Annotated in this window: 19 protein-coding genes; 8 read left to right on the top strand and 11 right to left on the bottom strand. The window is 64.7% G+C overall.

The window, feature by feature from the left end; all coding sequences use genetic code 11:
- The first annotated feature begins 104 nt into the window (after positions 1-104).
- Positions 105-536, top strand: a complete 432-nt coding sequence (locus E6X30_RS04140) for a hypothetical protein (protein WP_016664190.1) — start codon at positions 105-107, stop codon at positions 534-536.
- Positions 537-562: 26 nt separating this feature from the next.
- On the opposite strand, the gene E6X30_RS04135 is transcribed toward E6X30_RS04140, so the two are convergent.
- From E6X30_RS04135 to E6X30_RS04120, 4 genes are read right to left on the bottom strand one after another with little or no spacing between them, the layout of a single operon-like run.
- Complete coding sequence (locus E6X30_RS04135; protein WP_316335773.1) at positions 563-1,681, bottom strand: Mrp/NBP35 family ATP-binding protein; 1,119 nt, start codon at positions 1,679-1,681, stop codon at positions 563-565.
- A 6-nt stretch (positions 1,682-1,687) separates the two neighbouring features.
- Positions 1,688-2,350: a DUF1003 domain-containing protein gene (locus E6X30_RS04130; protein WP_316335772.1), complete on the bottom strand. Its 663-nt coding sequence runs from the start codon at positions 2,348-2,350 to the stop codon at positions 1,688-1,690.
- 5 nt (positions 2,351-2,355) lie between these two features.
- Positions 2,356-3,675 (bottom strand): magnesium transporter MgtE N-terminal domain-containing protein, encoded by a 1,320-nt coding sequence (locus E6X30_RS04125; RefSeq protein ID WP_016664193.1) that lies wholly within the window; start codon positions 3,673-3,675, stop codon positions 2,356-2,358.
- Entirely contained in the window at positions 3,672-5,204 is a 1,533-nt protein-coding gene (locus E6X30_RS04120) for an aminopeptidase P family protein (RefSeq protein WP_016664194.1), read from the bottom strand. The genes E6X30_RS04125 and E6X30_RS04120 overlap by 4 nt, the downstream gene beginning before the upstream one ends.
- A 72-nt stretch (positions 5,205-5,276) precedes the next feature.
- Between E6X30_RS04120 and E6X30_RS04115 the strand changes: the two genes are divergently transcribed.
- Complete coding sequence (locus E6X30_RS04115) at positions 5,277-6,128, top strand: PHP domain-containing protein (protein WP_034372520.1); 852 nt, start codon at positions 5,277-5,279, stop codon at positions 6,126-6,128.
- 5 nt (positions 6,129-6,133) lie between these two features.
- The gene (locus E6X30_RS04110; RefSeq protein WP_316335771.1) at positions 6,134-7,483 is read left to right on the top strand and encodes a hypothetical protein; all 1,350 of its coding nucleotides are present in this window, start codon (positions 6,134-6,136) and stop codon (positions 7,481-7,483) included.
- Between the two features lie 19 nt (positions 7,484-7,502).
- On the opposite strand, the gene E6X30_RS04105 is transcribed toward E6X30_RS04110, so the two are convergent.
- The 3 genes from E6X30_RS04105 to E6X30_RS04095 all read right to left on the bottom strand — a co-directional run bounded on the left by E6X30_RS04105 (position 7,503) and on the right by E6X30_RS04095 (position 10,044).
- On the bottom strand, positions 7,503-8,996 hold the full coding sequence (locus E6X30_RS04105) for a DEAD/DEAH box helicase (protein ID WP_034372526.1): 1,494 nt from the start codon (positions 8,994-8,996) through the stop codon (positions 7,503-7,505).
- 19 nt (positions 8,997-9,015) lie between these two features.
- On the bottom strand, positions 9,016-9,237 hold the full coding sequence (locus E6X30_RS04100) for a DUF3107 domain-containing protein (RefSeq protein ID WP_016664198.1): 222 nt from the start codon (positions 9,235-9,237) through the stop codon (positions 9,016-9,018).
- A 195-nt stretch (positions 9,238-9,432) separates the two neighbouring features.
- Positions 9,433-10,044, bottom strand: a complete 612-nt coding sequence (locus E6X30_RS04095) for a TetR/AcrR family transcriptional regulator (protein ID WP_061211216.1) — start codon at positions 10,042-10,044, stop codon at positions 9,433-9,435.
- Between the two features lie 140 nt (positions 10,045-10,184).
- On the opposite strand from E6X30_RS04095, the gene E6X30_RS04090 reads away from it, so the two are divergent.
- Positions 10,185-13,391, top strand: coding sequence for a PD-(D/E)XK nuclease family protein (locus tag E6X30_RS04090; RefSeq protein WP_316335770.1), 3,207 nt, complete (start codon positions 10,185-10,187; stop codon positions 13,389-13,391).
- A complete protein-coding gene (locus tag E6X30_RS04085) occupies positions 13,388-16,684 on the top strand; it encodes an ATP-dependent DNA helicase (RefSeq protein WP_316335769.1) in 3,297 nt (1,098 codons plus the stop codon). The genes E6X30_RS04090 and E6X30_RS04085 overlap by 4 nt, the downstream gene beginning before the upstream one ends.
- Before the next feature lie 23 nt (positions 16,685-16,707).
- Here the strand turns inward: E6X30_RS04085 and E6X30_RS04080 are convergent, their stop codons facing one another.
- Complete coding sequence (locus E6X30_RS04080) at positions 16,708-17,619, bottom strand: phosphotransferase (protein ID WP_316335768.1); 912 nt, start codon at positions 17,617-17,619, stop codon at positions 16,708-16,710.
- Between the two features lie 120 nt (positions 17,620-17,739).
- On the opposite strand from E6X30_RS04080, the gene nudC reads away from it, so the two are divergent.
- On the top strand, positions 17,740-18,624 hold the full coding sequence (nudC, locus tag E6X30_RS04075) for an NAD(+) diphosphatase (RefSeq protein WP_052126844.1): 885 nt from the start codon (positions 17,740-17,742) through the stop codon (positions 18,622-18,624).
- Entirely contained in the window at positions 18,621-20,717 is a 2,097-nt protein-coding gene (locus tag E6X30_RS04070) for an ATP-dependent DNA helicase UvrD2 (RefSeq protein ID WP_316335767.1), read from the top strand. The genes nudC and E6X30_RS04070 overlap by 4 nt, the downstream gene beginning before the upstream one ends.
- Positions 20,718-20,800: 83 nt before the next feature.
- Here E6X30_RS04070 and E6X30_RS04065 read toward each other — a convergent pair whose 3' ends face one another.
- On the bottom strand, positions 20,801-20,962 hold the full coding sequence (locus tag E6X30_RS04065) for a DUF5679 domain-containing protein (RefSeq protein WP_016664205.1): 162 nt from the start codon (positions 20,960-20,962) through the stop codon (positions 20,801-20,803).
- 578 nt (positions 20,963-21,540) lie between these two features.
- Here E6X30_RS04065 and E6X30_RS04060 point away from each other — a divergent pair.
- A complete protein-coding gene (locus tag E6X30_RS04060) occupies positions 21,541-22,098 on the top strand; it encodes a M48 family metallopeptidase (RefSeq protein WP_232049690.1) in 558 nt (185 codons plus the stop codon).
- Positions 22,099-22,187: 89 nt separating this feature from the next.
- Here the strand turns inward: E6X30_RS04060 and E6X30_RS04055 are convergent, their stop codons facing one another.
- Both E6X30_RS04055 and E6X30_RS04050 read right to left on the bottom strand, forming a co-directional pair.
- Entirely contained in the window at positions 22,188-22,724 is a 537-nt protein-coding gene (locus tag E6X30_RS04055; protein ID WP_016664207.1) for an NUDIX hydrolase, read from the bottom strand.
- On the bottom strand, positions 22,721-24,268 hold the full coding sequence (locus E6X30_RS04050) for a zinc-dependent metalloprotease (protein ID WP_016664208.1): 1,548 nt from the start codon (positions 24,266-24,268) through the stop codon (positions 22,721-22,723). The genes E6X30_RS04055 and E6X30_RS04050 overlap by 4 nt, the downstream gene beginning before the upstream one ends.
- Positions 24,269-24,284: the final 16 nt, after the last annotated feature.

Raw genomic sequence — 24,284 nt, 5'->3', positions numbered from 1 at the left:
TTCGTGGCACTCAAGCTTAGGCCACGCCGCGCGAGTTTCCCACTTGTGCGTGCAATAATGGCGGAGCACCATTTTGAGCGGAACGAGACAAGGCAGGCACGTCGATGGGTTCAGATGTCTTCCTCACTTTTGGGGGATGGGAACTGCTCATCATCATCCTGCTCTTCACGATCCTGATCGGCCCGCAGCGCCTTCCCGAATACACCCGCAAGGTCATCCACTGGGTGCGCGATCTGCGTAAATGGGCGGATAACTCCCGTGCGTCGATCGAAGACGAAATGGGCATTGCCGTCGACGATCTCAAGAAGTACGACCCGCGCCAATACGATCCGCGCAAAATCATTCGCGATGCGTGGGATTCGACCGGCCTCGAGGACGACGTCAACGATTTTCGCGATGCGGTGAAGAGTTCTACGAGCGCCACATCGGCAGCGGTGGCGAGTGTCGGCGCGGCAGCGAAAGGCTCCGGCAGCGCGGCTGGTTCCAAGGCGGCCCAGGAGCCCGAAGGGACCCCGTTCGACCCCGAGGCAACCTGAGCCTACGCCGCACCTTGCGAGGCGCGCTACGCGAGCGAGAGCGGGAGTTTCCGGCCCGAAAGACCACGCGGTTTCGCGAGCTGCTCAGCGATGCGCATAAACGCGAGGTACGCCTCGCTCGACGACTCTAAGGCGGTGTGAGGCCGGCCGGCGTCGGACCCTTCGCGCACGCTTTGCGCGAGCGGAACCTGCCCGAGGAGCGGAACGTCCGCGCCCTGATCCTCGCTTAGCTGAGCGGCGACGCGCTCGCCGCCGCCACTACCGAAAATCTCGAGGCGCTCACCGTGATCGGTGCTCAACCAACTCATGTTCTCGATCACCCCGATGATCGTCTGTTCCGTGGAACGGGCGAGAGAGCCGATGCGCGAAGCGACGCCGCTCGCAGCTGAGTCGGGAGTCGTGACGACGAGAAGCTCCGCGGTGGGCAGCACCTGCGCGACCGAAATAGCGACGTCGCCGGTTCCCGGCGGGAGATCGAGAAGGAGAAAATCGAGATCGCCCCAGAACACGTCCGTCGCAAACTGCTCGATCGCGCGATGCATTTTCGGGCCGCGCCACACGACCGCCTGATGCTCGGGCACGAAAACGCCGATCGACATGACCTTGACACCGTGGGCGATGGGCGGCATGAGAAGGTCATTCACGCGGGTTGGCTGGGTGCTCACCCCAAACATCCCGGGCATCGAAAAACCGTGAATGTCGGCGTCAAGGACGCCCACGCTATAGCCGAGGCGAGTGAGGGCGAGGGCGAGGTTAGCCGTCACCGTGGACTTTCCGACGCCTCCCTTGCCCGAGCTGATCGCTATCACTCGCGTGAGAGATCCAGGCTTATTGAAGGGAACTTCGCGGCGCCTTTTGCGAAGATCCTCGACAAGGGCACGGCGCTGCTCCTCGCTCATCGTCCCCGACGTCACGCGCACTTCCGTGAGGCCCGAAACGTGAGACGCAGCCTCGGCGGCCTCTTTCTCGATTCGGGAGCGCATGGGACACCCCTCGACCGTCATCACGAGGTGGATGAGAGCCACCCCCTCAGGTGTGACCTCAACAGAGCTGACCATGCCAACATCGGTGATGGGGCGGCCGAGATCGGGGTCGATCACGCGCGTGAGCGCGGAGCGAACCTGCGAGGCAAGGTCAGTGCTCACGGGGCCTCACTCCGCGGCATCGCTGCGCATCTGCTCGAGTTCCTCGCGGAGCACGGCGCGAATGTCCTCGCGCAGGAGCGAGCGCAAATGCGCGTGATCGCGTGCGGGTTCGATCGGTTCAGCGCCATCCGCGGTTTCCGCGGCCGGTGTGGGGTCGTCGTCGCCAGCCTGAAGCTCCTCGAGGAGGTCTCGAAGCTCGCCGCGCACGTAGTCGCGGGTGGCCACATCCGCCATCGCGATGCGCAAGCTCGCGATTTCACGCGTGATGAACTCCGTGGTCGCGTGAGCCTTTTCGTTCGACTGGCGATCCTGCTCGGCCTGCACGCGGTCGCGGTCGGCCTGGCGGTTGTCCGAAAGGAGCAGAAGCGGAGCGGCATACGACGCCTGGAGCGAGAGAATCAGGGTCAGAAGCGTGAAGTTGAGCGCGCGGGGGTCGAACTGGACCGATTCGGGAAGGAACGTGTTCCACCCGAGCCACACGCCACAGAAAATCGTCATGCCCACGAGGAACGCGGGCGTACCCATGAACCGCGCAATCGCCTCGGCCATGCGGCCGAAACCATCATTGTTGTCGTCCTTCGGGCGGCGCCTCGAAAACATGCGCCACAGCCCGCGCCACTTGCGCGCGGGATCATCGAGCTGGGGGCGCTTCTTCTTGCCACGTGCCATCTAGCTCACCCCTCCTGGTCCGAAATTGCCCTCGCGATCCCCGTGAGGTCGATCTGCCCCGTCGTCGTTGCGACGGGCTCATCGCTCTCGCGCCAATCCTCTGGAAGAACGTGGTCGAGGACGTCATCGACCGTCACGGCACCGAGAAGGTGGGAATCCTTATCGACCACGGGAAGCGACACAAGATTGTACGTCGCCATTTCGCGAGTCACGTCATGGAGATGGCTCGTAGGGGCCATCGTCACCTGATCCTGATCGATGATTTCGCCCACGGGGCGCTCGGGACGTTCGCGAAGCAAATGCTGGAAGTGCACGCCCCCGAGGAGCTTGCCCGTGGGCGTCTCGAGCGGCTGGCGGCACACGTACACCATCGACGCGAGCGCGGGGGAGATCTCCTCGCGAGATATGAGAGCGAGGCAGTGCGCGACCGGGGTCTCGGGGGCGACGATCAGCGGCTCGGTCGTCATGAGCCCGCCGGCCGTGTACTCGTCGTAGGCGAGCAGGCGGCGCACGTCCTCGGCCTCCTCCGGCTCCATGCGCGTGAGGAGATCCTGGCCCATAGGTTCGGGAAGCTCCTGGAGAAGGTCCGCAGCGTCATCCGGGTCCATCGCATCGAGAATGTCCGCGGCGCGCTCTGATTCGAGTCCCTGCATGAGCTCAACACGGATGTCCTCGGGAAGTTCCTCGAGAACCCATCCGAGGCGCTCGTTTGAAAGGTCACGCACGATGTCGGCGCGGCGTTTCGGCTCCATCTCCTGGATGAGATCCGCGAGGTCAGCGGGCTTGAGGTCCGAATACGAGGCCAGCAGAATCTGTGCGGACTGCTCCGCCTGAGTCCCGAAGAGGCCCTTGACCTCATCGACACCGACCGTGAGCGTCTCATTGCGGCCCACGAGCTTCGAAAACGCGTTCTTAGCCTTCGACCGGCGCACGTGGAGCCTCGTGATCTCCCATTCCTTAGAGATCTGGTCCTGCTCGAGCGCGACATCTTCAACGAACGCGTCGCCCGTCCCGTCAACGAGGTTCACCTTGCGGTCGAGCAGATCACCCACCGCGAGAATTTCGCTCTTGCGCATTTCGAAGCGGCGAAGGTTGAGGGAACCGTCGGAAATGACCTGGCCGGTCGAGATCGACGTGACCTTCGTGATCGGCAAGAAAATGCGCTTCTTCCCGGGCACCTCGATGACGAGTCCCACCGCGCGTGCGGTGTGGGTCTCTTGCGGAATCAGAACGACATCGCGGACCTTGCCAATGCGGTCACCGAGCGGGTCGAAAAGCCCGGTGCCCGCGAGGCGTGCGGCAAAGAAACGCTCGTGCGGGCTCACTTGAGCAACTCCGCCATCCAAGCCTCGATCGCGTCGATCTCGCGGGGAAGCTCGCGCGAGAGGTTCTCGACGCCGTCCTTCGTCACGAGAACGTCGTCCTCGATGCGCACACCGATGCCGCGCAGCTCTTCGGGAACGAGGAGGTCGTTCTCCTTGAAGTACAGGCCCGGCTCGATCGTGAACACCATGCCCTCCTCGAGGGTCGCATCGAGGTACATTTCGCGGCGTGCCTGGGCGCAGTCGTGAACATCCATGCCGAGGTGGTGGCTTGTGCCGTGCACCATCCAGCGGCGGTGATACTGGCCCTCGGGCTTGAGGGACTCCTCGGCGCTCACGGGAAGCAAGCCCCACTGATCGAGGCGGTCCGCGATAACCTCCATCGCGGTCGCGTGCAGGTCGCGGAACTTCATTCCGGGCTTCGCCGCGGCAAACACGGCATCGGCAGCGTCGAGAACGGCCTGGTAGACCTTCTTCTGCGGCTCCGTGAAGGTACCCGTCACGGGGAGCGTGCGCGTGACATCCGCGGTGTAGAGCGAATCGACTTCACAACCTGCGTCGATGAGGATCAGGTCGCCTTCCTTGACGGCGCCGTTGTTTCGCACCCAGTGAAGCGTGCACGCATTCGGGCCGGAGGCCGCGATCGTGTCGTAGCCGACGCCGTTGCCGTCGGCGCGCGCCGTACGGTTGAAGACCGTCTCCACGACGCGCTCACCGCGCTCGTGGGCGATGGCCTCCGGGAAGTTCCGCACGACCTCGTGGAAACCCTTGATTGTCGTCGCGACAGCGGCTCGCATCTGCTCGATTTCCCATGCGTCCTTGACAACGCGGGACTCAGACGCGCTCTGCTCGAGGAACGAATTGACCGTGCGGGCCTTTTGCCCGCCTTCGAGGCCGTTTTGCTCGCGGATTTCGGCGACGAGCGCATCGATGCGTTCATCGACTCCTTCGATGACAGCGAGGTCGAGGTTGTCGCCAAGGTCCTTCGCAAGCGCGTCGCGCAGCTCGTCGATGTGGCGGCACGGCACGCCGATCTGCTCCTCGACTTCCTCGAGCGTGGGGCGGCGCCCGACCCACATTTCGCCGTAGCGAGAATCCGCGAAGAATTCGTTGGTCTCCGGGCCCGAGCGCGGCTTGAAGAAGTACGTGGCCTGACTCTTGCGGGGATCCTCGGCGTCGGGCTCGACGACGAACACCGAATCGGGCTCCTCATCGGTGCCGAGGCCCGAGTAGTACGCAAACGCCGTGTGGGGGCGGAACTGATAGTCGCAATCGTTGCTGCGGACCTTGAGGCCCCCGGCGGGAAGCACCATTCGAGTTGCGGGCACCGTCTCGACGAGACAGTCGCGCCGTGCGGGCGTGAAATCGGCAACGGCACGGCGGCCTGCCGGCGGGAGCGTCTCATCCCACCCTTGGGTGAGGAAGCTAAGAAAAGCCTCGCTCGTGGGGCGCTGGCTGCGGGTATCGCCCCTCGACTTCAGATCGTCGGTGGTCTCGGGGGCGCTGGACTTTGAATTATTGATCTCACTCACCCTTCGATATTCTCACGGGGGAGCGCCAAGAGCCACCCGGGCCGGCCAAGAAGAGGTGTGAGAGGAGGAACGATGAGCCTCATCGATCTTCATACCCATTCGGCGGTATCGGACGGCACAGAGCCGCCTGCGGCCGTCATCGAACAGGCGCGCCGCTCGGGAGTCGACGTCATCGCTCTCACCGACCACGACACTGACCGCGGGATCGCTCAGGCCCGCGGGGCCGCGAGGAGCGCAGGCCTCGGTTTCCTTCCCGGCATGGAAGTCTCCGCGAAGCTCAACGGCCGGAGCATCCACATCCTCGCCCTTGGTAATACTCCCGCTCCGGGGTCGGCATTCGCCGCCAAGCTCGACGAGGTGCGTGAGTCGCGAGAGCGACGCGCGCAGCGTATCGTCGAGCGGCTGAGCGAGGATTTCCCTATCACGTGGGAGGCGGTCCTTGATACTGAAAGCAGCCGCGATGTGAGCGTGGCAAGCGTCGGACGCCCCCACATCGCGGACGCCCTGACGCGCGCTGGCGTCGTGAGCGGCCGAGCTGAAGCTTTTGCGCACCTGCTCGCTCCCCACTCGCCCTACTACGTGCCCTACCGCGCCCTCGAAGCCGAAGACGCGATCGCGGGGATTCACGCGTCTGGAGCGCTTGCGGTAGGGGCGCACCTCATGACACGTACGCGCGGCAAGGGGCTCGATTCCGACGGATGCCAAGAACTCATCGACTGCGGCCTCGACGGCCTCGAGATTTTCCACCGCGAGCACGGTGAGGCTGAGCGTGCAGCGCTTGCGGCGATCGCACGCGAGCGCAATCTCATCGTCACGGGCGGCAGCGACTACCACGGGAGCGGAAAACCGAATCGCCTCGGCGAAAACACGACGAGCGACGAGAACCTCGCGCGCATCCTCGCGGCGACGTCCGCAAGGCTGTGATGGGGATGTCAAGCTCTCAGCGCGCTCGCCGTAGGGGCGATGCCCGTGAAGTTGCCCGAGCCATCGTCGGCAACCCACAAGCCTCGCTATTCGTGACCGTGGCGACCCTCGGGATTATCGCCATGGCCCTCGCACTCACGTCGAGCGTGTGGATCGGCTGGGGGCCTAGCGCGTTCGTAGCCCCGCAGAACCTCGCGTGCCTTATCGCGAGTGTCGCCGGGGCACTCGTTTTTGCGTGGCGCAGCCTCGCCGAGCGTGCCGCGGACGAAGCGCGAGAGAAGTCCCACCAGCTTGAGCGAGGTATACGGAGGCCGTCCCGCCGGCTCTCGCCCGCAATCGTCGTGGCAGCGGTTCTCTGGGGCGCCCTCTTCACGGTCATTCCGACGCTCACGGTCCTCGCGCTGAGTCTTGTTCACTGGGGAGTGGGGGACGCGAAGGCGATCAACCCGCTCTTGTGGATTGTGTGGAGCATCGGTACATGGGCATTTATCTCGAGCCTCGCGATCGGCGGGGCCGTGCTCACGTTTGTCATCAACAATGCGTTAGCAGTGGGGATTGCGGGCGTCATCGCGTACCTCATCGCGTGGTGGACCCTTGTCTTTGGTGTATCGGCGTCAATTCCGGCCCTCGGCGGTTACATCGACATCCCGTGGTTCTTCTATGAGCCGACGCTCACAAGCGCGGGCCTTCGCGCAATCCTCTGGCTCGGCGTGGGGATCATCATGCCCGCCATTGGCGAGCGCTCTCTCACGTGGGCGAGCGGGGGTGTGCTCGTTGCCGTGCTCGCACTCGCCGGGGGAATCTCCAACAACGGCCGCGTTCAGCCGGTCGAGACGGCTTTCGGGGCTAGCTGCGTGGGCGAGAACCCCAAGGTATGTACGCCGCGCCCGTTTGCGACCTCGCTTTCGGCGCTCCAGGCGCAGCTGGCGCCGGGAGTGAACCTGCTGCCAAGCGACATGATTCCGAGCGTTGTCGGCACGCACCGCTTCGTTGAATCCGATGTGTCGACCGCGACGCTCCTCGTTGATCCGAGCGACCGTGAGGCACTGCCGTCCAATAGGCCGAATCTCCTCAACACGGTAGGCGCGCTCGGGATGAGCGAGTTCGTCGCGCCGTGCGGCGGCTTTTCGAAGGCGAGCGGCACAAACCTCGCGGCCTACCTCGCGTTTGTGAGTCTTGCGACGGACGGCGAAGTCAACCTCAATAGGATCGGCGCCGCCCCCGATTCAATCGTGCCCGACACCGAAGCCGTGCGCGCGGCCCTTCCCGAAGCTCGAGAAAAGGCCGCGCTCAGTCCTAGCGAATTCACCGCGTGGCTCGCGAGTAACCGCACCGAGATCGCGAACTGCGGTTAATCGCGAGCGCCGAGGGCGGTTAGTCGTTCCTACGCTCGACGACCTTGCCGTTGACACGACGCGTGCGCGAGCGGCGGCGGCGTTTACGCGGCGCCTTGTCACCTTCGGCCTTCGTCCCGGAATCGACGGACTCGCCGCCTCGAGAAGAACCACCGCGGCGGTGGCCATTGCCGCGGCCACGGCCACGGCCCTCACCGCGACCTTTGCCGCGGCCGTTCGTGCCGCGACGCTTGCGCGAATCGGGGCCGCCGAGATCTTCGATCTCTTCGGCGTCGAGGCCCGCGCGCGTGCGCTTGTCCTTCGGGAGGGTGCCCTTAGCGCCCTCGGGAATGTTGAGGTCGCTGAACAGGTGCGGAGAGGTGGAGTAGGTTTCGCGCGCCTCCGTCGACTCGAGGCCGAGCTGGCGGGCAATGAGCGCCCAGCGTGCGAGATCCTCCCAGTCCACGAACGTTACGGCGGTTCCGCGCTTACCCGCGCGGCCCGTGCGACCCGTGCGGTGCAGGAAGGTTTTGTCGTCTTCCGGTGCGGTGTAGTTGATGACGTGGGTGACGTCATCAACGTCGATGCCGCGTGCGGCGACGTCGGTCGCGATAAGGACATCGACTTTGCCGGTCCGGAACGCGCGAAGCGCCTGTTCGCGCGCACCCTGGCCGAGATCCCCGTGGAGAGGTGCGGCCGCGAAGCCGCGTGCCTCGAGGTCGTGGGCGGTGCGGTCAGCCTCGCGCTTTGTGCGCGTGAAGACGATTGTGAGGCCACGGCCCTCAGCCTGGAGGATCCGCGCGAGAACCTCGATCTTGTCGAGCTGGTGCGCACGGTAGACAACCTGGGTGATGTCCGCCTTGGTGCGGGCGGTATCCCCGGGATCGTGGGCACGGATGTGGGTCGGCTGGGTCATAAAGCGGCGCGCAAGCGCCATGATCTGCGCGGGCATCGTGGCCGAGAAAAGCATGGTCTGGCGCTTCGCGGGCACGGCCTTGAGGATTTTCTCGACGTCCTCGAGAAAGCCGAGGTCGAGCATCTCATCGGCTTCGTCGAGAACAGCGACCTTCACGTGGGAAAGATCGAGATACTTCTGGCGCATGAGGTCGATGAGTCGGCCAGGTGTGCCCACGACGATGTCGACGCCCTTGTTGAGTGCCTCAATTTGAGGTTCGTAGGAGCGGCCACCGTAGAGCGTGAGGACCCGAACGCCGCCGCGCTTGCCGGCGGCCTGAATATCGGTGCTGACCTGGACGGCGAGCTCGCGGGTCGGGACCACGATGAGGGCCTGCGGTTTACCGAATGCCGAATCGGTTTCGGCGACGTTAGGGTCGACGGCTTCGAGTGCGGGGATCCCGAAGCCGAGGGTCTTTCCAGTGCCGGTCTTGGCCTGGCCAATGATGTCCCGGCCCTTAAGAGCGATCGGGAGGGTCATGGCCTGGATCGGGAAGGGAGTGGTGATGCCTTTATCGGCGAGCGAGGAGACGATCTCCCCGCTCACGCCGAAATCGGCAAAGGTCTGGTTGTCAGTCACGTTCGGGGTCTACTTTCCGTTAGCCCAGGAAACCAACGCGGCGCGGCTCTTCGGTCGAGTACTCGACGTAGTTGATGCGCGCCCCGGGCACGAGAACCGTGCGGCCCTTGGTGTCTGTGACCGTGAGGAGTGAGCTCTCATTGATGGCCGTTTCCACGAGCGCGGTGAGGTCCGCTGCACTCATGTCGGTTTCGAGCGACAGTTCCCGCGACGAATGCGTGACGCCAATGCGAATTTCCATGGGGTGTCCTTTTCTCATGTGCGCACTGGGCGCACGGTTTGCGAGCCGCACACTCCGCACGAGTCTCGCTGAGAATGTTTCGAGATTCGGGGGCGCGGCAAAGGTGAGCGAGACTTAGCGGCCTGACCGCTCAGCATACGCTCATGCAAGTGTATCGAGCGAAGAGCTGAAACCGTGCAGCGTTCGCTCAGAGCCCTACTCGGGGTTTTGCGTGAGTTTTTCGTCGCGAGGGTCGAACGCGCGAATCCCGCCTGTGAGCAGCAGTGCAAGTGAGGAAAGCATGGCCTCTCGGCGTTCCTCGGTGGCGCCGTCCGTTTCGCGCGCGATCGCTTGCACGGACGTGACGAAGGTGCGACCAACGACAATGGCTTCCTCGGGGGAGAGGTCTCGCGCGCGGGCGAGGAGTGTCCCAACGGATTCGGCTGCGCGCGACGTCGCACGGGTAACCTCCTCCTGTACGCTCTCGGTCACGTACTCGCTGCCGAAGAAGAGCTTCAGCATGTTCGAGTTCTCATCGAACACTCCAAAAAACACGTCGATGCCCTCACGGACGCGGTCGTAGGTCGTGGCGCCTTCGAAGGCGAAGCCGTCGATGCGCTCCCGAAGCACCTCGCCAACCTGCTGGATCACGGAGATGTAGAGGTCTTCTTTGGAGCTGAAATGTTGGTACAGCACGGGTTTTGTAACACCGGCGGCCTCGGCGATGTCGTCCATCGACGTGGGATGGTAGCCGCGCTCACCGAATTTTGACGTGGCAACACTGAGCAGCTGGGCACGGCGTTCTGCGCGAGGGAGGCGGCGGCGCATGGTGTCTCCTGGTGTTTCGGGTGGCGCTGGCGATCAACGCGGAAAAACATTGTCTGGGTAGTTTAATTGTCTCACCTCCATGGTGGGGTGATATTTCGATGAGTGACGTGGTTCGACCTAAAGCATTGGAGGGAAGCGGCATGCAGGAAAATCCTGCGGAGTTGCGGCTTGCCGCGCGCGATTCTGGCGCAATGCTCGCGGATTTTGCGCTGGTTACTGCGGGGCCCGCGCAAAAGCACGCGCTCGAGTCGGTGGCGCAGGGGGTTCCGACGCTCGCCTACGGCCCCCCGCGAAGTGGGAAATCCTCCCTGTGTGCCCACGCCGCGTGGGAGTCGATGCGCGGAGGTGTTGATCCTCGCACCGTCGTTCTTCTCGCCCCCACGAGGGAGCGTGCAGCGTTTCTTCGCGAGGAACTCTCGAGGCGAGCGATGGCAGAGCGCGCTGCGGGTGCGCAGATTCATTTAGAGCTACCGACGGTCATGACCCCTCTCGCGTACGCTTTCGCGCTCGTGAGTGAGGAGGCGGCGCGCAATTCACGTGCGCAACCGAGTCTCGTCACGGGGGCTGATCAAGATGTGCTACTCGAGGAGCTTCTCGCGCAGGTACCCGCGCAGTGGCCCGAGTCGATTGATCCGGCATCGATCCCACTTGCGGGTTTTCGCGCGGAACTTCGTGACCTTATGAATCGCTGCACCGAGCGGGGCCTCGGGCCCCTACAGCTCGCCGAGCTCGGCGAGCAGTGCGGGCGCAAGGAATGGACGGCAGCCGCGCCGGTTTTCGAGGCCTATCTTGATTCGCTTGCGCTCGAGGGAAGTATGGCGATCGAAGCGGGCGCGCGCCTTGATTTGGGGGTTCTGGTCGATCGCGCGTGCGCGGTGATCGAGAACGCTGAGGCGCTGGGGTTTCTCGCTATCGACGACGCCCAGGACTTCACCGCGAGCGGGGTGCGTATCGTCACGGCGCTCGCGGCCCGCTCCGGACGTTTCCTCGTGACCTCGAACCCGGATGCGACTGTTGAGGGCTTTCGTGGTGGCATGGCCGATGCGGCATCGCGGGTGGCAAGTGCGCTCGCCTCTGACTCGCGTTCGTGTGCCGTAGTCACGCTCGAGCAGATCTACGCTCAGGAACCGGCCCTTTCGCGCGTCGTTGCAGCACTCGCCTCACACCTCCCGCTCGAGGGCGCTCCGACTGCGCTGAGGAAGCTCACCCGTGAGGAAGGCGTGGCTGATTCTTTCGCGCTCGCGACCGCCTCGAGTGACGAGGCAGAAGCCCGTGATATCGCGACGGCGATTCGGCTCCTCGCGGCCGTTCACGGCGTGTCCCGTGACGATATCGCCGTCGTATGCCGTTCGGCGTCGGCCGCGCGGGCCCTCGCGGAGCGGCTGTCACGAGTCGGGATTGAAGCCGAAGCGACGCTTCGCGCTACCGCTCTTCGCGAGGAGCCGGTGATCCGTGACCTTTTCACGATCCTTGCGTGGGCGCTCGGAATCGAGCAGTTACGCGACGAGCGCCTCGTCGAGATTCTCCGCGGGCCGTGGGGCGGAATCGACGACGGCATGGTGCGCGAGCTGCGGCGCTGGGCCCTCTCGCACAGTGCACACACGCGCGGCGACGCCGCGATCCTCTCGATCCTCAACGATGCGGAAGTTGCGCTACCGGCGCCAGCAGGTGGCGCTGCTGAGCCAGAAAGCGGCCGAGAGCGCTACCTTCGTGCGGTGACGGCTCCGCTTCGGCGACTTCGCCGAATGCACGACGCGATCGTTTCCGCGCGCGATTCAGGGATTCTTCCGCTTTTGTGGGCGGCGTGGGAGGCTTCGCACCTTGCCGCGCGGTGGCAGAACGAGGCGATTGCCGTGACCGGGAGCGTGCAGGCGCGCTCGCGCGCGCAGCTCGCCAACGCTCGCCTCGATGCGCTCGGCGCGCTCTTTACTGCGGCCGACCGCTACGAAGAGCGACGCGGAGGCGACGACATCGCGGTATTCATGTCGCACATCGAGGCCCAGGCCGTGCCGGAGGACTCCCTCAGCGCACGCGGGCGGGTGAGCGGTATCGTGCGCGTACTCACGCCCGCAGCCGTCGCGGGAGAGAGCTTCGATACCGTGATTCTCGCGGGCCTCAACGAGGGGGCCTGGCCGAATCTCCGCCTCCGCTCGAGGGTGCTCGGCGCCGCCGATCTGGCACTCTTTATCGACCGGCCCGGGCCCATGCCCAATCGAGCGGAACTTCGGGCGATGAGGCGAAACGCGAACCTCCACGACGAGATTCGCCTCGCGATCGCGGCACTTTCACGTGCACGAAGCCGCGTTCTCGTGACCGCCGTTGAGAACGATGAATCGGCGCCCTCGGGCATGTTTCGCGTGCTCGAAAGCGCCGTGCAGTGCGAGGCAGTGCCGTGTGGCTGGGTAGCGTCGGCCCTCCACAGCGCAAATCCCGGGCCCTTTCCCGAATCTCGCCAACTCGTTTCCGCGCTCGCGCGCGCCCTCGCATCCGAGAGTGCGGACCCTCCCCACCTCGCAGGCCTCCTCGCAGCTCTTGAGCGGGAGGGGATCGAAAGCGCAGGCCCCGGGAACTGGTATCACCAGCCGCTCACCCGCACCGACCCCCCGTTCCCCTCTGGTAGCACCCTCGCGCTTTCCCCGTCGAGTCTCGCGACAGCCGCGCAATGCCCGCGTGCGTTTCTCCTCGAAAGCGCGGGCGCCCGCACAAGCAGTGGAACCGCCCAGGAGGTGGGCACTCTCATCCACGCTCTCGCGGAGGCCCACCCCAGGGCGGGGGCGGCCGAGCTCGTTGCTGAATTTGCGAAGCGCGCACCCGAGGGCGAGGAGGTCGAACAGAACTGGCGCACGCGCGCCGAACGCGCTCGAATCGTGCAGATGCTCGAAAAGCTCGGGGCCTACCAGAGCGCGCATCCGGACGTCGCAGCGGTCGAGAAGCGTTTTTCCGTTCCGCTTGGTGAAGCGGTCGATATTCGCGGCTCCATCGACAGGGTTGAGCGTGAAGCGGGCGGACTCAGGGTCGTGGATTACAAGACGGGTAAGTCTGCACAGTCGAAAGCCCAGGCAGAACGCGACCCTCAGCTGGCCGCCTACCAGTACGCGCTGGCGCACATGGAAAGTGACGAGCCCGTTGTCGGGGCGAGCCTCGTCTACGTTGGCACTGACGCGAAGTCGAGTGCCCTGCGGCATCAGGCGCCGCTCGGGGAGGGAGATGATCCCGACTGGTTCGAGAACCTCGTTCGGGAGATCGACGCGCGACTGCGCTCGGCGCGCGTGAATCTCGTGCGCAACCCCCACTGCAAGGTGTGCCCCGTCAAGCGTTCATGCCCGTTGTTTCAGGAGGAGATGTGACGAATGTGCGCCTGGGCGCGCGTGAGGTGGCGCGCCTTCTCGGCCAGCCCGAGCCGACGCCCGAACAGGTGGCCGTCATTGAATCTCCTCTCGCCCCCGCGCTCGTCGTTGCTGGTGCGGGAAGCGGCAAAACCGAGACGATGTCGGCGAGAGTCGTATGGCTGATCGCGAACGGCCTTGTCGAACCGCGCCACGTGCTTGGATTGACGTTCACGAAGAAAGCGGCGCACGAGCTCGCCGAGCGCATCGATCGGCGGCTCTCGAGCCTTGCGTCCGCCATGCGTTCGGCGGGAATCGAGCTGCCCTCGACGCTTGCGGCGAGCACCGTTTACCTCGGTGGTCAGTCGCCGCGCGTGGCGACCTACAACGGTTTCGCGCTCGATCTTGTGCACGAGCACGCGCTGCGGATCGGCATTGACCCGGACTTCACGGTGCTCCCGCCCGCAGCGGCGTGGCAGATCGCCTACGACCTCGTCGAATCGTGGCAGGGGGAACTTCCCTTCGATCATTCGAGCGGGTCCGTGGCCTCGGCGGTGCTCTCGCTTTCTGGGGCGCTCAGCGATCACCTTCGCACTGCGCGGGACCTCGATGAGTATCTTCGACAGATCGAAGTCGAGACGATGAACCTCCCGCTTCAAAGCGATGGAGGGAAGAAACGCACCTCTCCAGCGAGCGTCAAGAGGCTGTGGCGCGTTCTCGAGCAGCGACGAGCCCTCGTGCCGCTCCTCGAAGCATTTGCTCGCGAGAAGCGCGAGCGAGGTGCGATCGACTTTTCCGATCAGGTGAGCTTCGCCGCCGCTATTGCGGAGGCGAGCAGCGAGGTGCGAGAGGACGCACGCACCCAGCACCGCGTGGTTCTTCTCGACGAATTCCAGGACACCTCGGTCGCACAGCTCGACCTGCTCGCGTCACTTTTCGGCACCGGGCACGCGACGTGTGCCGTGGGGGATCCGAACCAGGCGATCTACGGGTGGCGCGGTGCCTCGGCTGCGTCACTGTCCGCGTTCGTGGAGAGGTGGGGGAGCGAGGACACACCAGTACGCCAATACACGCTCAGCACCTCGTGGCGCAACGACGCGGCCCTGCTCAAGGGGGCAAACGCGATCAGCGCCCCGCTCGCGGGCAGCACGGCCGGGGTGAAGGTTCCGACGCTTGCCCCGCGACCCGGCGCAGGCCCGGGCTCGATCACCGTCGCCGCACACGCGACAGAGTTCGACGAGGCCCGCGCCATCGCCGAGTGGATCCGCGAAATCCGTGCCGCCCATGAAGCCGAGAGCGAAGCGCTCGACGAGGCGCCAGCGAGCGCGGCGGTCCTCGTGCGTTCGCGCGCGCGGATCCCGGTTCTGCAAACCGCGCTTGAAAACGCAGGGCTCAGCGTGAGCGTCGCGGGCGGCGATTCACTCCTCGCTCAGCGCGAAGTGAGCGATGTACGCGCGCTGCTCGAAGTCGTGAACGATGCCTCGCGCTCCGATGCGCTCGTTGAGCTGCTCGAAGGGCCGCGCTTCCGCTTCGCGCCGGCGGATATCGCCGTGCTCGGTGAGTGGCGACGTGTGCTCGAACGCAGTGATGGGGCGCGGGCAGCCCGCATTGATCCGGCTGCGGCCTTCACGCTCGTCGATGCCATTACCTCGCCGCCCCCGGTTGATTTCGTGAGCCCTGCGGGCCAGCGCCTCAGCATGCCTGCCCGCGAACGACTCGCCAGGCTCGCGCAAATCGTGAGGGAGGTGCGCGGCGCCCAGGGGCTCGATATTCCAGACCTCGTGACGGTCGCCGTGAGGGCCCTCGGCATCGATATCGCGCTCGAATCAGATCCGGATAGGGACGTGTCACACGCGCTCGCGAACATCGAGCGGCTTCGTGCGCAAGCGGCAAGTTACGCCCGCACAGCCACAGCCCCGAGTCTCTCGGCGTTTCTCGCGCATCTCGACGTGTCCGAGGCCGAGGAGCGCGGCCTAGAGGCCGCGCCCACCCGCCCACGCGACTCGAGCGCCGTCGTGATCTCGACCATTCACGCCGCGAAAGGCCTCGAATGGGATCACGTGGCGATTGCCTCCCTCACCGAGGGGACCTTCCCCTCCTATACGAGCCAGAGTGCAGCAAAACCGGAGGGCGCGCGTGAGTATCCCGCGCCGAGGGAGCCCGGGTGGATCAACGAACTTTCTCTCGCCACGATCCCCGTCGAACTTCGCGGCGATAGCGAGATCCTCGCGGAGCTTCGCTGGGCAGAGGCAGAAACCCAGGTTGAACTCGACGAACTCTTCGAAGAGTTTCGTCTCGACAGTGGGAAAGAGAGTCTGCGAGAGGAGCGCCGCCTCATGTATGTTGCGCTCACACGTGCGAGAAAAAGCGCTCTGCTCACGTATTCGGCATGGGGCGAGGGAGTCTCAAAGCCGCGCCGCGCCTCTCGCTTCGCCGATGAGATTCGCGCGCTCGAGGGCGTCGCGGTCGTTGACGTGGAAGGTGAAGTCGGCGAGAAAAATCCGCTCGAATCCTCTCCGCGCCTCGCCGCATGGCCCGCGAAAGCCCACCCGCGAGAAGCAGCTGTTAAGGCGGCGGCAGCAGCCGTCGCGCTTGCGCGCGAGAGTGACGTGGATGCTCTCGCCACGCCCCAGTCTCGCCCCGACCTGGCGCGCTTCACCGAAGCCACCCGACACGTCATTGCGAGTCAGCGTGCCGAGCGTGAAGCACGGCGCGTGCGCCTCCCATCGCGCTTAAGCCCCTCGGATCTCGTGGCGCTCTCGGGCGCAAACGCCGATGAGCGAGTGAGAGAACTCGTGCGACCGATGCCGCGAAAACCCTCCGCGAGTGCGCGGCTCGGAACACGGTTTCACTCGTGGGTCGAGGAAACCCACGCTCACGGTGCCCTGCTCGATGTGGAGGAACTCTCCCTCGATCAGGATGACGATGACGTCCGCGAAAGCCTCCGGGAGCTCAAGGGCAAGTTCGATCGCTCAGTGTTCGCCACGATGACTCCTCTCGCGCTCGAAGTTCCGGTTTCGCTCGCGCTTGAGGAGGCGTTTCTCTCGGGCGTGATCGATGCCGTGTACCCGAACCCGTCTGGTGAGGGGGTATGGATCGTGGACTGGAAAACGGGCCGCGTCCCTTCAGGCGAGGAGCTCGCGCGCAAATCGCTTCAACTCTCCGTATACCGTCTCGCGTGGCACCAGAAGACCGGCCTGCCGCTCAACCAGATTGAGACCAAGTTCCACTACGTCCAAGCCGAACGCACGATCGACATCACGCGTCACCCGAGCGAGGCGCAACTGAGCCGGATGCTCGCCGCGCTCGCGTAGCCAAGCGCCCGGGCTGAAAGGCGCTAGCGCTCGGGCGTGATCTCGGGGTCGTGAGAGGCAAGTTCATCGAACTCGTGCTCTGCTTCCCGACGGGCAAGTTCGGCGAGGTCATCATCAACCTCGCGCAGCATTTCGAGGGCATCGGCAACGATTGACTGATCGTCGGTGTCGCTTCCCGACAGTAGCCACTCGAGAACTGCGAACTCGCCGACGAGCTGAGTGCGCTCCTGGAGGCGTGCATCCGGGCGCACATCGAGGTTCGCGCAATACGCCGTGAAGAAGGCGTCGAACGCTTCCGGGTCGAGGCCGTGGAGCATCCATGTGAGATCACGAGCCGGATCAGCAACCTGCGCGTTCTCCCAGCCGGTAAAGCCAGAAATTTCGGTGCCCGTGGTGAGGGTCGTGTCCTCGTTCAAAGTGCCGTGGGTGAAACGCGGCGTGAACTGCCACAGTGAATCATCGGCAAGCAAGTGGGTCCATCGCTGCGCCACGGCCGAGGGGATCGGGTGACGGTCACGGGCACGCTCGACGCTCGCGCGGTAGTTCGAGCGGATCTCCTCCGCAGTGAATTCCTCGACTCCAGAAGCCTGGCACGCGGCTTTCGGAGTGTTGTGGATCGTCGCGATGGCGCGGCCGACGTTCGCGGCGAGCACGTGGTCGTGACTGACTTCATCAAGGTGCAGCGGGACGCCCTCGAGCGCGAGCGCGATGGCTGCGCGACCGCCCTCGGGGATCGACGCAAACCCCTGAGGAGCCTGCAGATAAGGAGCGAGCTCGGTGCGCGAAAGCGCCTCGAGTACACCAATTTCTTTCGCGAGAAGCGCGCCCGCAGTGGGCGTCGAGGGGGCGCTCACGACCCACAGTCGTTCCTGCGTGTCGCGCACGAGTGCAGACTCGATCTCCTCACCCTCTGGGGTGGTCGCGGAAGTGGCCACGGGGATCACACCTGGAATCCCGGCCGTGGCAAGGGCAGCCAGTGCATAGGAATTTCGTCTCACCCCCTAACCGTATCCATTGTCTGCGGGTTGGATACTGTGGGACACATGCGAGCGCCCATGAATTTTCCTCACACGTACCTCACGTCCCACTTCGTGGCACCAGATGATGCGCGAGGAATTCCCGCTCCTTCCCACGCGAAGCTCGAACGGCGCGCGGTCGTCGTTCACGGCGACACGGTGGCGGTGCAGGAGTGTTCGAACGGTGACGTTCGCCTGTGGATGCCCGAGGCTTCGGGCGCTGTGTTTCTCGGCCCGTGGCAGGGTGGCGAGGCCTGGGCCTGCCACGAAAGAAGCCTTGGCGGCGCGGGCATGACGCCCCCGAGCGACGTGCGTATGCGAAGCCTCCGCGAGGTCGCGCCCATGCTTTCCCCGCGTGAGAGGAGCCTCGCACTCAGTGGCGTGGGAATGCTCACGTGGCATCGAGACTCGCGCGCGTGCGCGCGCTGCGGCAGTCCCGTAGAAATCACCCGCGGAGGATGGTCGCAGGCATGCGGTAACGGCCATGACTCCTTCCCCCGCACCGACCCCGCCGTGATCACTCTCGTTCGCGACCACGATGATCGCGTGCTGCTCGCCAACAATCGCAGCTTCACGGGCGGCATGGTCTCGGCGCTCGCGGGCTTTGTCGAACCCGGAGAAGACCTCGAGGATGCCCTCAAGCGCGAGGTGCATGAAGAAACGGGGCTCATCATCGGTGACATCAACTATTTCGGCTCCCAACCGTGGCCGTTCCCACGCTCGATCATGGTGGCGTTCACCTCGCGCCTTGCGAAAGGCAGCGGTACGAGCATCACCCTCCAGCGCGAGGAGCTCGCGAGCGCCACATGGTTCACGCGAGATGAACTCACGGGAGCCCTCGAGCGCGGGGAGTTACGCCTGCCATCGCCCACGTCAATCGCACACTCGATGATCGACGCATGGAGGAAGGGGGAGCTCGCGTGAGTACTGCGGAGATGAGAGGTGCCGAGCACATCCTCGAGGGTCTCGACCCCGAGCAACGCCAGGTCGCCCAGTCCGTTGGCGCGCCACTGTGTGTTCTCGCGGGCGCCGGCACGGGCAAAACACGGGCGATCACCCACCGCATCGCCTACGCGATTGCCAGTGGGGGCTACGCGCCCAACCACGTTCTCGCACTGACGTACACCACCAAGGCGGCTGCCGAGATGCGTTCGCGTCTGCGTGACCTGGGTGTGCCGGCCGTCCAGGCCAGAACGTTCCACTCCGCGGCGCTCAGGCAGCTCAGCTACTTTTGGCCGTCAACCGTCGGAGGCCCGGCCCCGGACCTCGTGGACCGAACCCTGCCGCTCGTAGGGCAGGCCATGAGCCGTCTGCACATGCGTGTGGATCCGGCGGCCCTTCGCGACATCTCCGCCGAGGTCGAGTGGGCGAAATCCTCGATGATCGTTCCCGAGGAGTACCCGCTCGCGGCGGCGCGTCTTTCTCGGGCGGGAGTTGCAGGTTTCGAGCCGCGCACTCTCGCGCGGATTATGACCCAGTACGAGGATCTGAAAACCGAGCTTCACCTCATCGACTTTGCCGATGTTCTTTTGCTGACGGCCACGATGATTCAGGAGCATCCACAGATGGCGCACGCCGTGCGCTCCCAGTACCGTCACTTCACGGTCGACGAGTATCAGGACATCTCCCCCCTGCAGTTCAGGCTTTTGCGTGCGTGGCTTGGCAACGCGAGCGACGTGTGCGTCGTGGGTGATGCCGCACAGACCATCTACTCGTACGCGGGGGCGGATTCGAGCTATCTCCTCGAATTCAGGAAGGAATTTCCGCGCGCGAACGTGATCCGGCTCGAGCGCAATTACCGCTCGAGTCCGCAAATCGTCCAGGTCGCGAACGCTGTGCTTGCGCGGGCACAAGAGGGCAGGGACTCGCACGTGGAGCTTCGGGCGCAGCGGTCCGACGCCACCCGGCCCCTCGTCGTTGGCTACCCCGATGAAACGGTTGAGGCGCGTGAGGTTGCGCGCTCGATTGCCGAGCTTCTCGCGAAGGGCAGGAATGCGAGCGAGATCGCCATTCTTTTGCGCGTCAATGCTCACAGCGAGCGGTTCGAGGATGCTCTCGACCGCGAGGGGGTCGCGTACCAGGTGCGCGGTGGTCAGAAGTTCTTCGAGCGGCGCGAGGTGCACGAGGCGATGAGCGCTCTGCGGGCGGCGCTAGGCACGGGCGGAGGCAACGACCCGGATGTGGGCCGTGTCGTTCGCGATGTCCTGTCCTCGCGCGGATGGTCGCCGAAGGCTCCCGAATCCCGCGGGGCAATCTTCGAGCGGTGGGCTTCCCTCAACGCACTCGTGCAGGTGGCTGACTCGATTGCCGAGCGTGCGGGAGCGAGCCTGAAAGACGTCGTGGCTGAGCTCGAGGAGCGCCGCGAGGCGCAAAGCGCCCCCGTGAGCGAGGCCGTCACGATTGCAACGGTGCACGCGGCAAAAGGCCTTGAGTGGCCAGTGGTGTTTGTCGTGGGAGCGAGTGAGGGGACGTTCCCCATCTCATACGCGAAGACCGACAAGGAAATCGAAGAAGAACGCCGGTTGTTCTACGTCGCCCTGACGCGTGCGCGCGACGTCCTTACCGTCACCTGGGCCGCGGCACGGGCCGAGGGCGCGAAGGCATCGAGGAAGGCCTCTCGGTTTATCGCGGGGGCTTTCGATCACCGCGACGAAGGCGCTGCTGAACGCGTGGCGATGAAGCGGACGGCGGGTCGGCGCGGTGCACGTGTGTTCACGACGTGCAAGGGGTGCGGCGAGGCTCTCACAACGCCTGGTGAACAGAAAGTCGGGCGCCACGCGGAGTGCGGGGGAGAGGAGAGCGCGGAGCTCTTCGGGAGACTACGTGCGTGGCGTCGCGAGCGCGCGAGCGAGCTCAAGCGTCCTGCTTTCGCGGTGTTTACCGATTCGACTCTGCTCGCGATCGCGGATCGAGCGCCCGGAAGCCTCGAGGAGCTTCACCAGGTGCCCGGCGTGGGGCAGACGAAGCTCACCCAGTTCGGTGAGGAGGTTCTCGCGATTATCAGCGAGGCTCGCTGAACGCACGTAAAAAGAACCGGCGCCACCGTGGCGCCGGTTCTTTTTGTTCGCGGGGACGGCGAGCGAATGTGCGCTCGCGTGCCTCACTTGCTGGGGAGGAAGCGGTTGAGCTTCGTGCCGCACTCGGGGCACTCAGCCTTTGCCGCGCGGCGGCCCTTGTCGTTGACCTGGATGGTGCCGGTTGCTTCGTGCTTCGCGCGGCACTTCACGCAGTAGAACTCGCCCGTGTAGGTTTCGTCAGCCATGGTTGCTCCTAGGGATTGTGATGAACTCATTGTTCCTCGCCACTGTATAGGCAATTTCGGGCCCTTGAGAACTCAACACTCCGCGTATGAGACAAAGAAACCGCACGTCAGAGCCCTTTTTGGGAATGGTTCGCAAGTACGGCTGGTTGAGGAGGTGTTCCGGAGACTTAGGTGCCGGCTGTCTATAAAAAAAGGGGCGATCCTCCGGGGGCGCTTAACGCACATAGGCCTTCCCCGCCCACGAGCGTTTGTTTTCCCGGAGGATCGCTTCTTCATCGAATGTAGTGCCAGGGGCGGGCTGGGTCAAAGCGACGACGGGGAGTGAATGTGGATAACTTTGGTGTTGTTGTGGACACCCCTTGAACCTGTGTGGAAAGTGTGTGTGGATAATCGGGCATAGGGGTCTAACGGTGGTGTTGACCTGCGCGAATGCTGCTTCTCGGTGGTGAATATTAATTTCTTGCAACATGTGTTGCACCCCTCAAGATTCGTCACAAAGGGGACGGGAGTCCCCGTACTTCCTCGCTTATCCACAACACCGGGGTGCTTGTCAAGCTCGCGCGCACTACACTCGCTGCGTGCCCCACCGACGACCCGAACGCGAACAACTCCACCTCGACGGCATCGGCGAGCCTATCGACGTGGTTCGCTCAGCTCGCCGTCGCAAAACCATCACCGCACGTCGCAGGGGCGGAGTGTTTGAGTTGCTTGTGCCCGCGAGACTTTCGGCACGTGAGACCCGCAAGTGGGCGCGCGACATGTACGCGAAGTACGGCAACCGCGCTGAGCCGGCAGTTGCGAGTGACGAGGACCTCATGGCGCTCGCCCGTGCGTTGAGGGAGAAGTACCTGCCGAGCGTGCCAGAGCCTTCGAGTGTGCGTTGGGTGACGAACCAAGGCAAGCGCTGGGGATCATGCACGAGCGCGGATGGCTCAATCCGTCTTTCACACGTCCTGCAGGGCATGCCGACATACGTGATTGAGTCGGTCCTTGTGCACGAGCTCGCCCACCTTCTCGAACCGAACCACTCGCGGGCCTTCCGCACGCTCGAGGCTTCTTACCCCGAGCATGAGCGCGCGAATGGGTTCCTCGAGGGGTACGTATTTGCCCAGCGCTCAGCTCGGGATGAAGATTGATGCCCCCAGTCCGCTGATCCGGCCTCGCCCGGTCGCGTGTGCGCACCTCAAACAGTTGAGCGGAAACGCGGCAGGAGGACGCTGTGGGATCAGGTGCGGAGCCGTTCGAGTGTAGGAACGAGGTCAGGTACGACGCCTGCCGGGAGCGCATCGAGCCTCCACCAGCGCACGTCGTTGCTTTCCTCGCTCAGTCTCAGGGCATCCGTGGGCCCCGTGGGAGTCACTGCCGCGCGCATGAGGTACTGCACATCCCAGTGCTCGCTGCACACGGTGAAGTTCTTATTGAGGGTGTGCGCATGGAGCTTAAAAGGAGCGTTGCCCACGATCTCGAGGTCTTCAAGCCCCGACTCCTCGAAAACCTCGCGCCTCGCGGCCCCCTCGAAGCTCTCCTCGCCCGCGTCGATATGCCCGCCGAATTGGAGCCATGCCCCGACCTTGCGGTGGTGATGCAGCGCAACGAACCGGCCGGAGGCATCGATGACGATTCCGCTAGCCGTGAAATGCACGGGCCCACTCGACTTGAGGTGTGCATTCTCGCTCGAGGCCGCAAGCGCGAGAAACTGCTCCCTCTCACGCGAAGGGGTGCATGTCTCGAGTTCTGCGAGGAATCGGCCGGGCAAACTCACTGCTCGTCGCTCGGGTTTTCGTCGTCGCCTCGGGGATCCTCAGGTTCCTCTCCGCGGCCGTCGAACTCGCCGTCCAGCAGCTTGCGAAGTTCCTCGTCGAAATCGGGAGAGGCGGAGTTCATCGAACCGAACTCGGGAAGGTCGGGAAGCCCGTCACCGTCGGAATCCTCCGTGGGCACGGGTGCCTGTGGCGCTTGCGGGCGCCCGCTGAGAACCTCGGGGCTGGGGAGGAGATCCGGGTGGGCCCAGACCTTTTCGCGGCCCTGCATCCCTTCGGTCGCGAGCACTGACTCCCACCATGCGTACGCTTCCTTGACCGAGCGCGGGTGCAGTTCGATGCCCACGAGATTTGTGAGGGTGTCGAGCGCGCTCCCGCCGGTTGCGCGGCGGCGCTGGACGAGTTCGCGCATCGCGTCGAGGCGGGGGAGTTTGTCGCGGAGGGTTTCGGTCACGACGAGATCGACCCACGACTCGATAAGCGCGAGGGTCGTGGTGAGTTCGGTCAGGGCGCGCTCCTGCTCAGCCGAGCGCGTGAACGTGAAGATGTCCTCGGGGTTGGTTGCACTGATCGCCGCGGGATTGTTGACGTCGAGGTCGCGGATCTTCTCCTCGAGAGCCCCCATGTCGAGGGTGATGCCTCGCGCGTATCCCTCGATCGCGGTGAACAGATGCTCCGGAAGCCACGGCGCGCTCTTGAAGAGGGTCTGGTGGGCGATTTCGCGCGCGGTAAAGAAGATGCGCGCCGCGTCGAGGTCAAGCTCTGTGCCCTCGAGGACATCGGTGAGGTTTGCGGGCACGATCACGGGGGCATAGAAGGTCCAAAGCGGAAGCGAAAGGTCGGTCACGCCGATCGCCTCGCGCGCAATTGAGCCGATCGCGTGGCCAAACTGGAGGCCGAACATCGTGCCGCCCATTTTCTTCATCATGGCGCTCGGGTCGCCGAGGGCCCCGCCCATGGCGCCGAGGGGGCCGGTGCTGCCAAGCTGCTCGAGACCGCCCAGCTCGCCGAGCTGCTTCGCAAAAGCATCGCCGATCGCCTCGGCCATGTATTGCGCGACCGGCTCGACGATTTTCTGCCAGCGCGGCAGCGTGCGGTTCACCCATGTACCGCGGCTCCAGCACTCGACCGCGTCGCTCACGACTGCGAAATCTGTTTTCTCCGCAAGCCACAGTGCTGCGATGTTGCCTGCTTCGCGCAGGGCGCGTTCTTCGGTGTCGCCCACGTTTGGATCGCCGGCCGTGCCGATTGACGTGCCGCCGATCTGCGGGAGTGCGCCCGTGGGCAGGAGAGTGACGTTTCCGGCCGCGACCTGGCGCGCGAGATCATGGCCGAGTTTCCAATTGACGGGGCCGTCGCCGCCCGCGGCAAAAAGTGACTGCATCTGAATCGCTGCCATGCGCAGCATTGCCGGGTCACTGGGCAGGCCGGCGCTCTTCGCGAGCTCGGAAAGATCGAGACCCTCGAGTGCGCCCGGGGGAATCTGCCCCTGGAAAATCTCCTCGAGGAACTTGCGGAGGTTTTCTTCGTTGGACTCGTCGCTCATGCGCGCTCCTGTCGAT

The sequence above is a fragment of the Dermabacter sp. genome (genome assembly GCF_032550575.1).
Taxonomy (GTDB): domain Bacteria; phylum Actinomycetota; class Actinomycetes; order Actinomycetales; family Dermabacteraceae; genus Dermabacter; species Dermabacter hominis.
Note: the sequence above shows the minus strand (reverse complement) of the source record. Positions and strands in the feature narration are given on the sequence as shown.

Excerpts from the sequence above, each read along its gene's own strand:
- E6X30_RS04095 (WP_061211216.1), bottom strand. The coding sequence starts at position 10,044 with ATGCGCCGCCGCCTCCCTCGCGCAGAACGCCGTGCCCAGCTGCTCAGT.
- E6X30_RS04090 (WP_316335770.1), top strand. The coding sequence starts at position 10,185 with ATGCAGGAAAATCCTGCGGAGTTGCGGCTTGCCGCGCGCGATTCTGGC.
- E6X30_RS04140 (WP_016664190.1), top strand. The coding sequence starts at position 105 with ATGGGTTCAGATGTCTTCCTCACTTTTGGGGGATGGGAACTGCTCATC.
- E6X30_RS04130 (WP_316335772.1), bottom strand. The coding sequence starts at position 2,350 with ATGGCACGTGGCAAGAAGAAGCGCCCCCAGCTCGATGATCCCGCGCGC.
- nudC (WP_052126844.1), top strand. The coding sequence starts at position 17,740 with ATGAATTTTCCTCACACGTACCTCACGTCCCACTTCGTGGCACCAGAT.
- E6X30_RS04050 (WP_016664208.1), bottom strand. The coding sequence starts at position 24,268 with ATGAGCGACGAGTCCAACGAAGAAAACCTCCGCAAGTTCCTCGAGGAG.
- E6X30_RS04065 (WP_016664205.1), bottom strand. The coding sequence starts at position 20,962 with ATGGCTGACGAAACCTACACGGGCGAGTTCTACTGCGTGAAGTGCCGC.
- E6X30_RS04100 (WP_016664198.1), bottom strand. The coding sequence starts at position 9,237 with ATGGAAATTCGCATTGGCGTCACGCATTCGTCGCGGGAACTGTCGCTC.
- E6X30_RS04110 (WP_316335771.1), top strand. The coding sequence starts at position 6,134 with ATGTCAAGCTCTCAGCGCGCTCGCCGTAGGGGCGATGCCCGTGAAGTT.
- E6X30_RS04115 (WP_034372520.1), top strand. The coding sequence starts at position 5,277 with ATGAGCCTCATCGATCTTCATACCCATTCGGCGGTATCGGACGGCACA.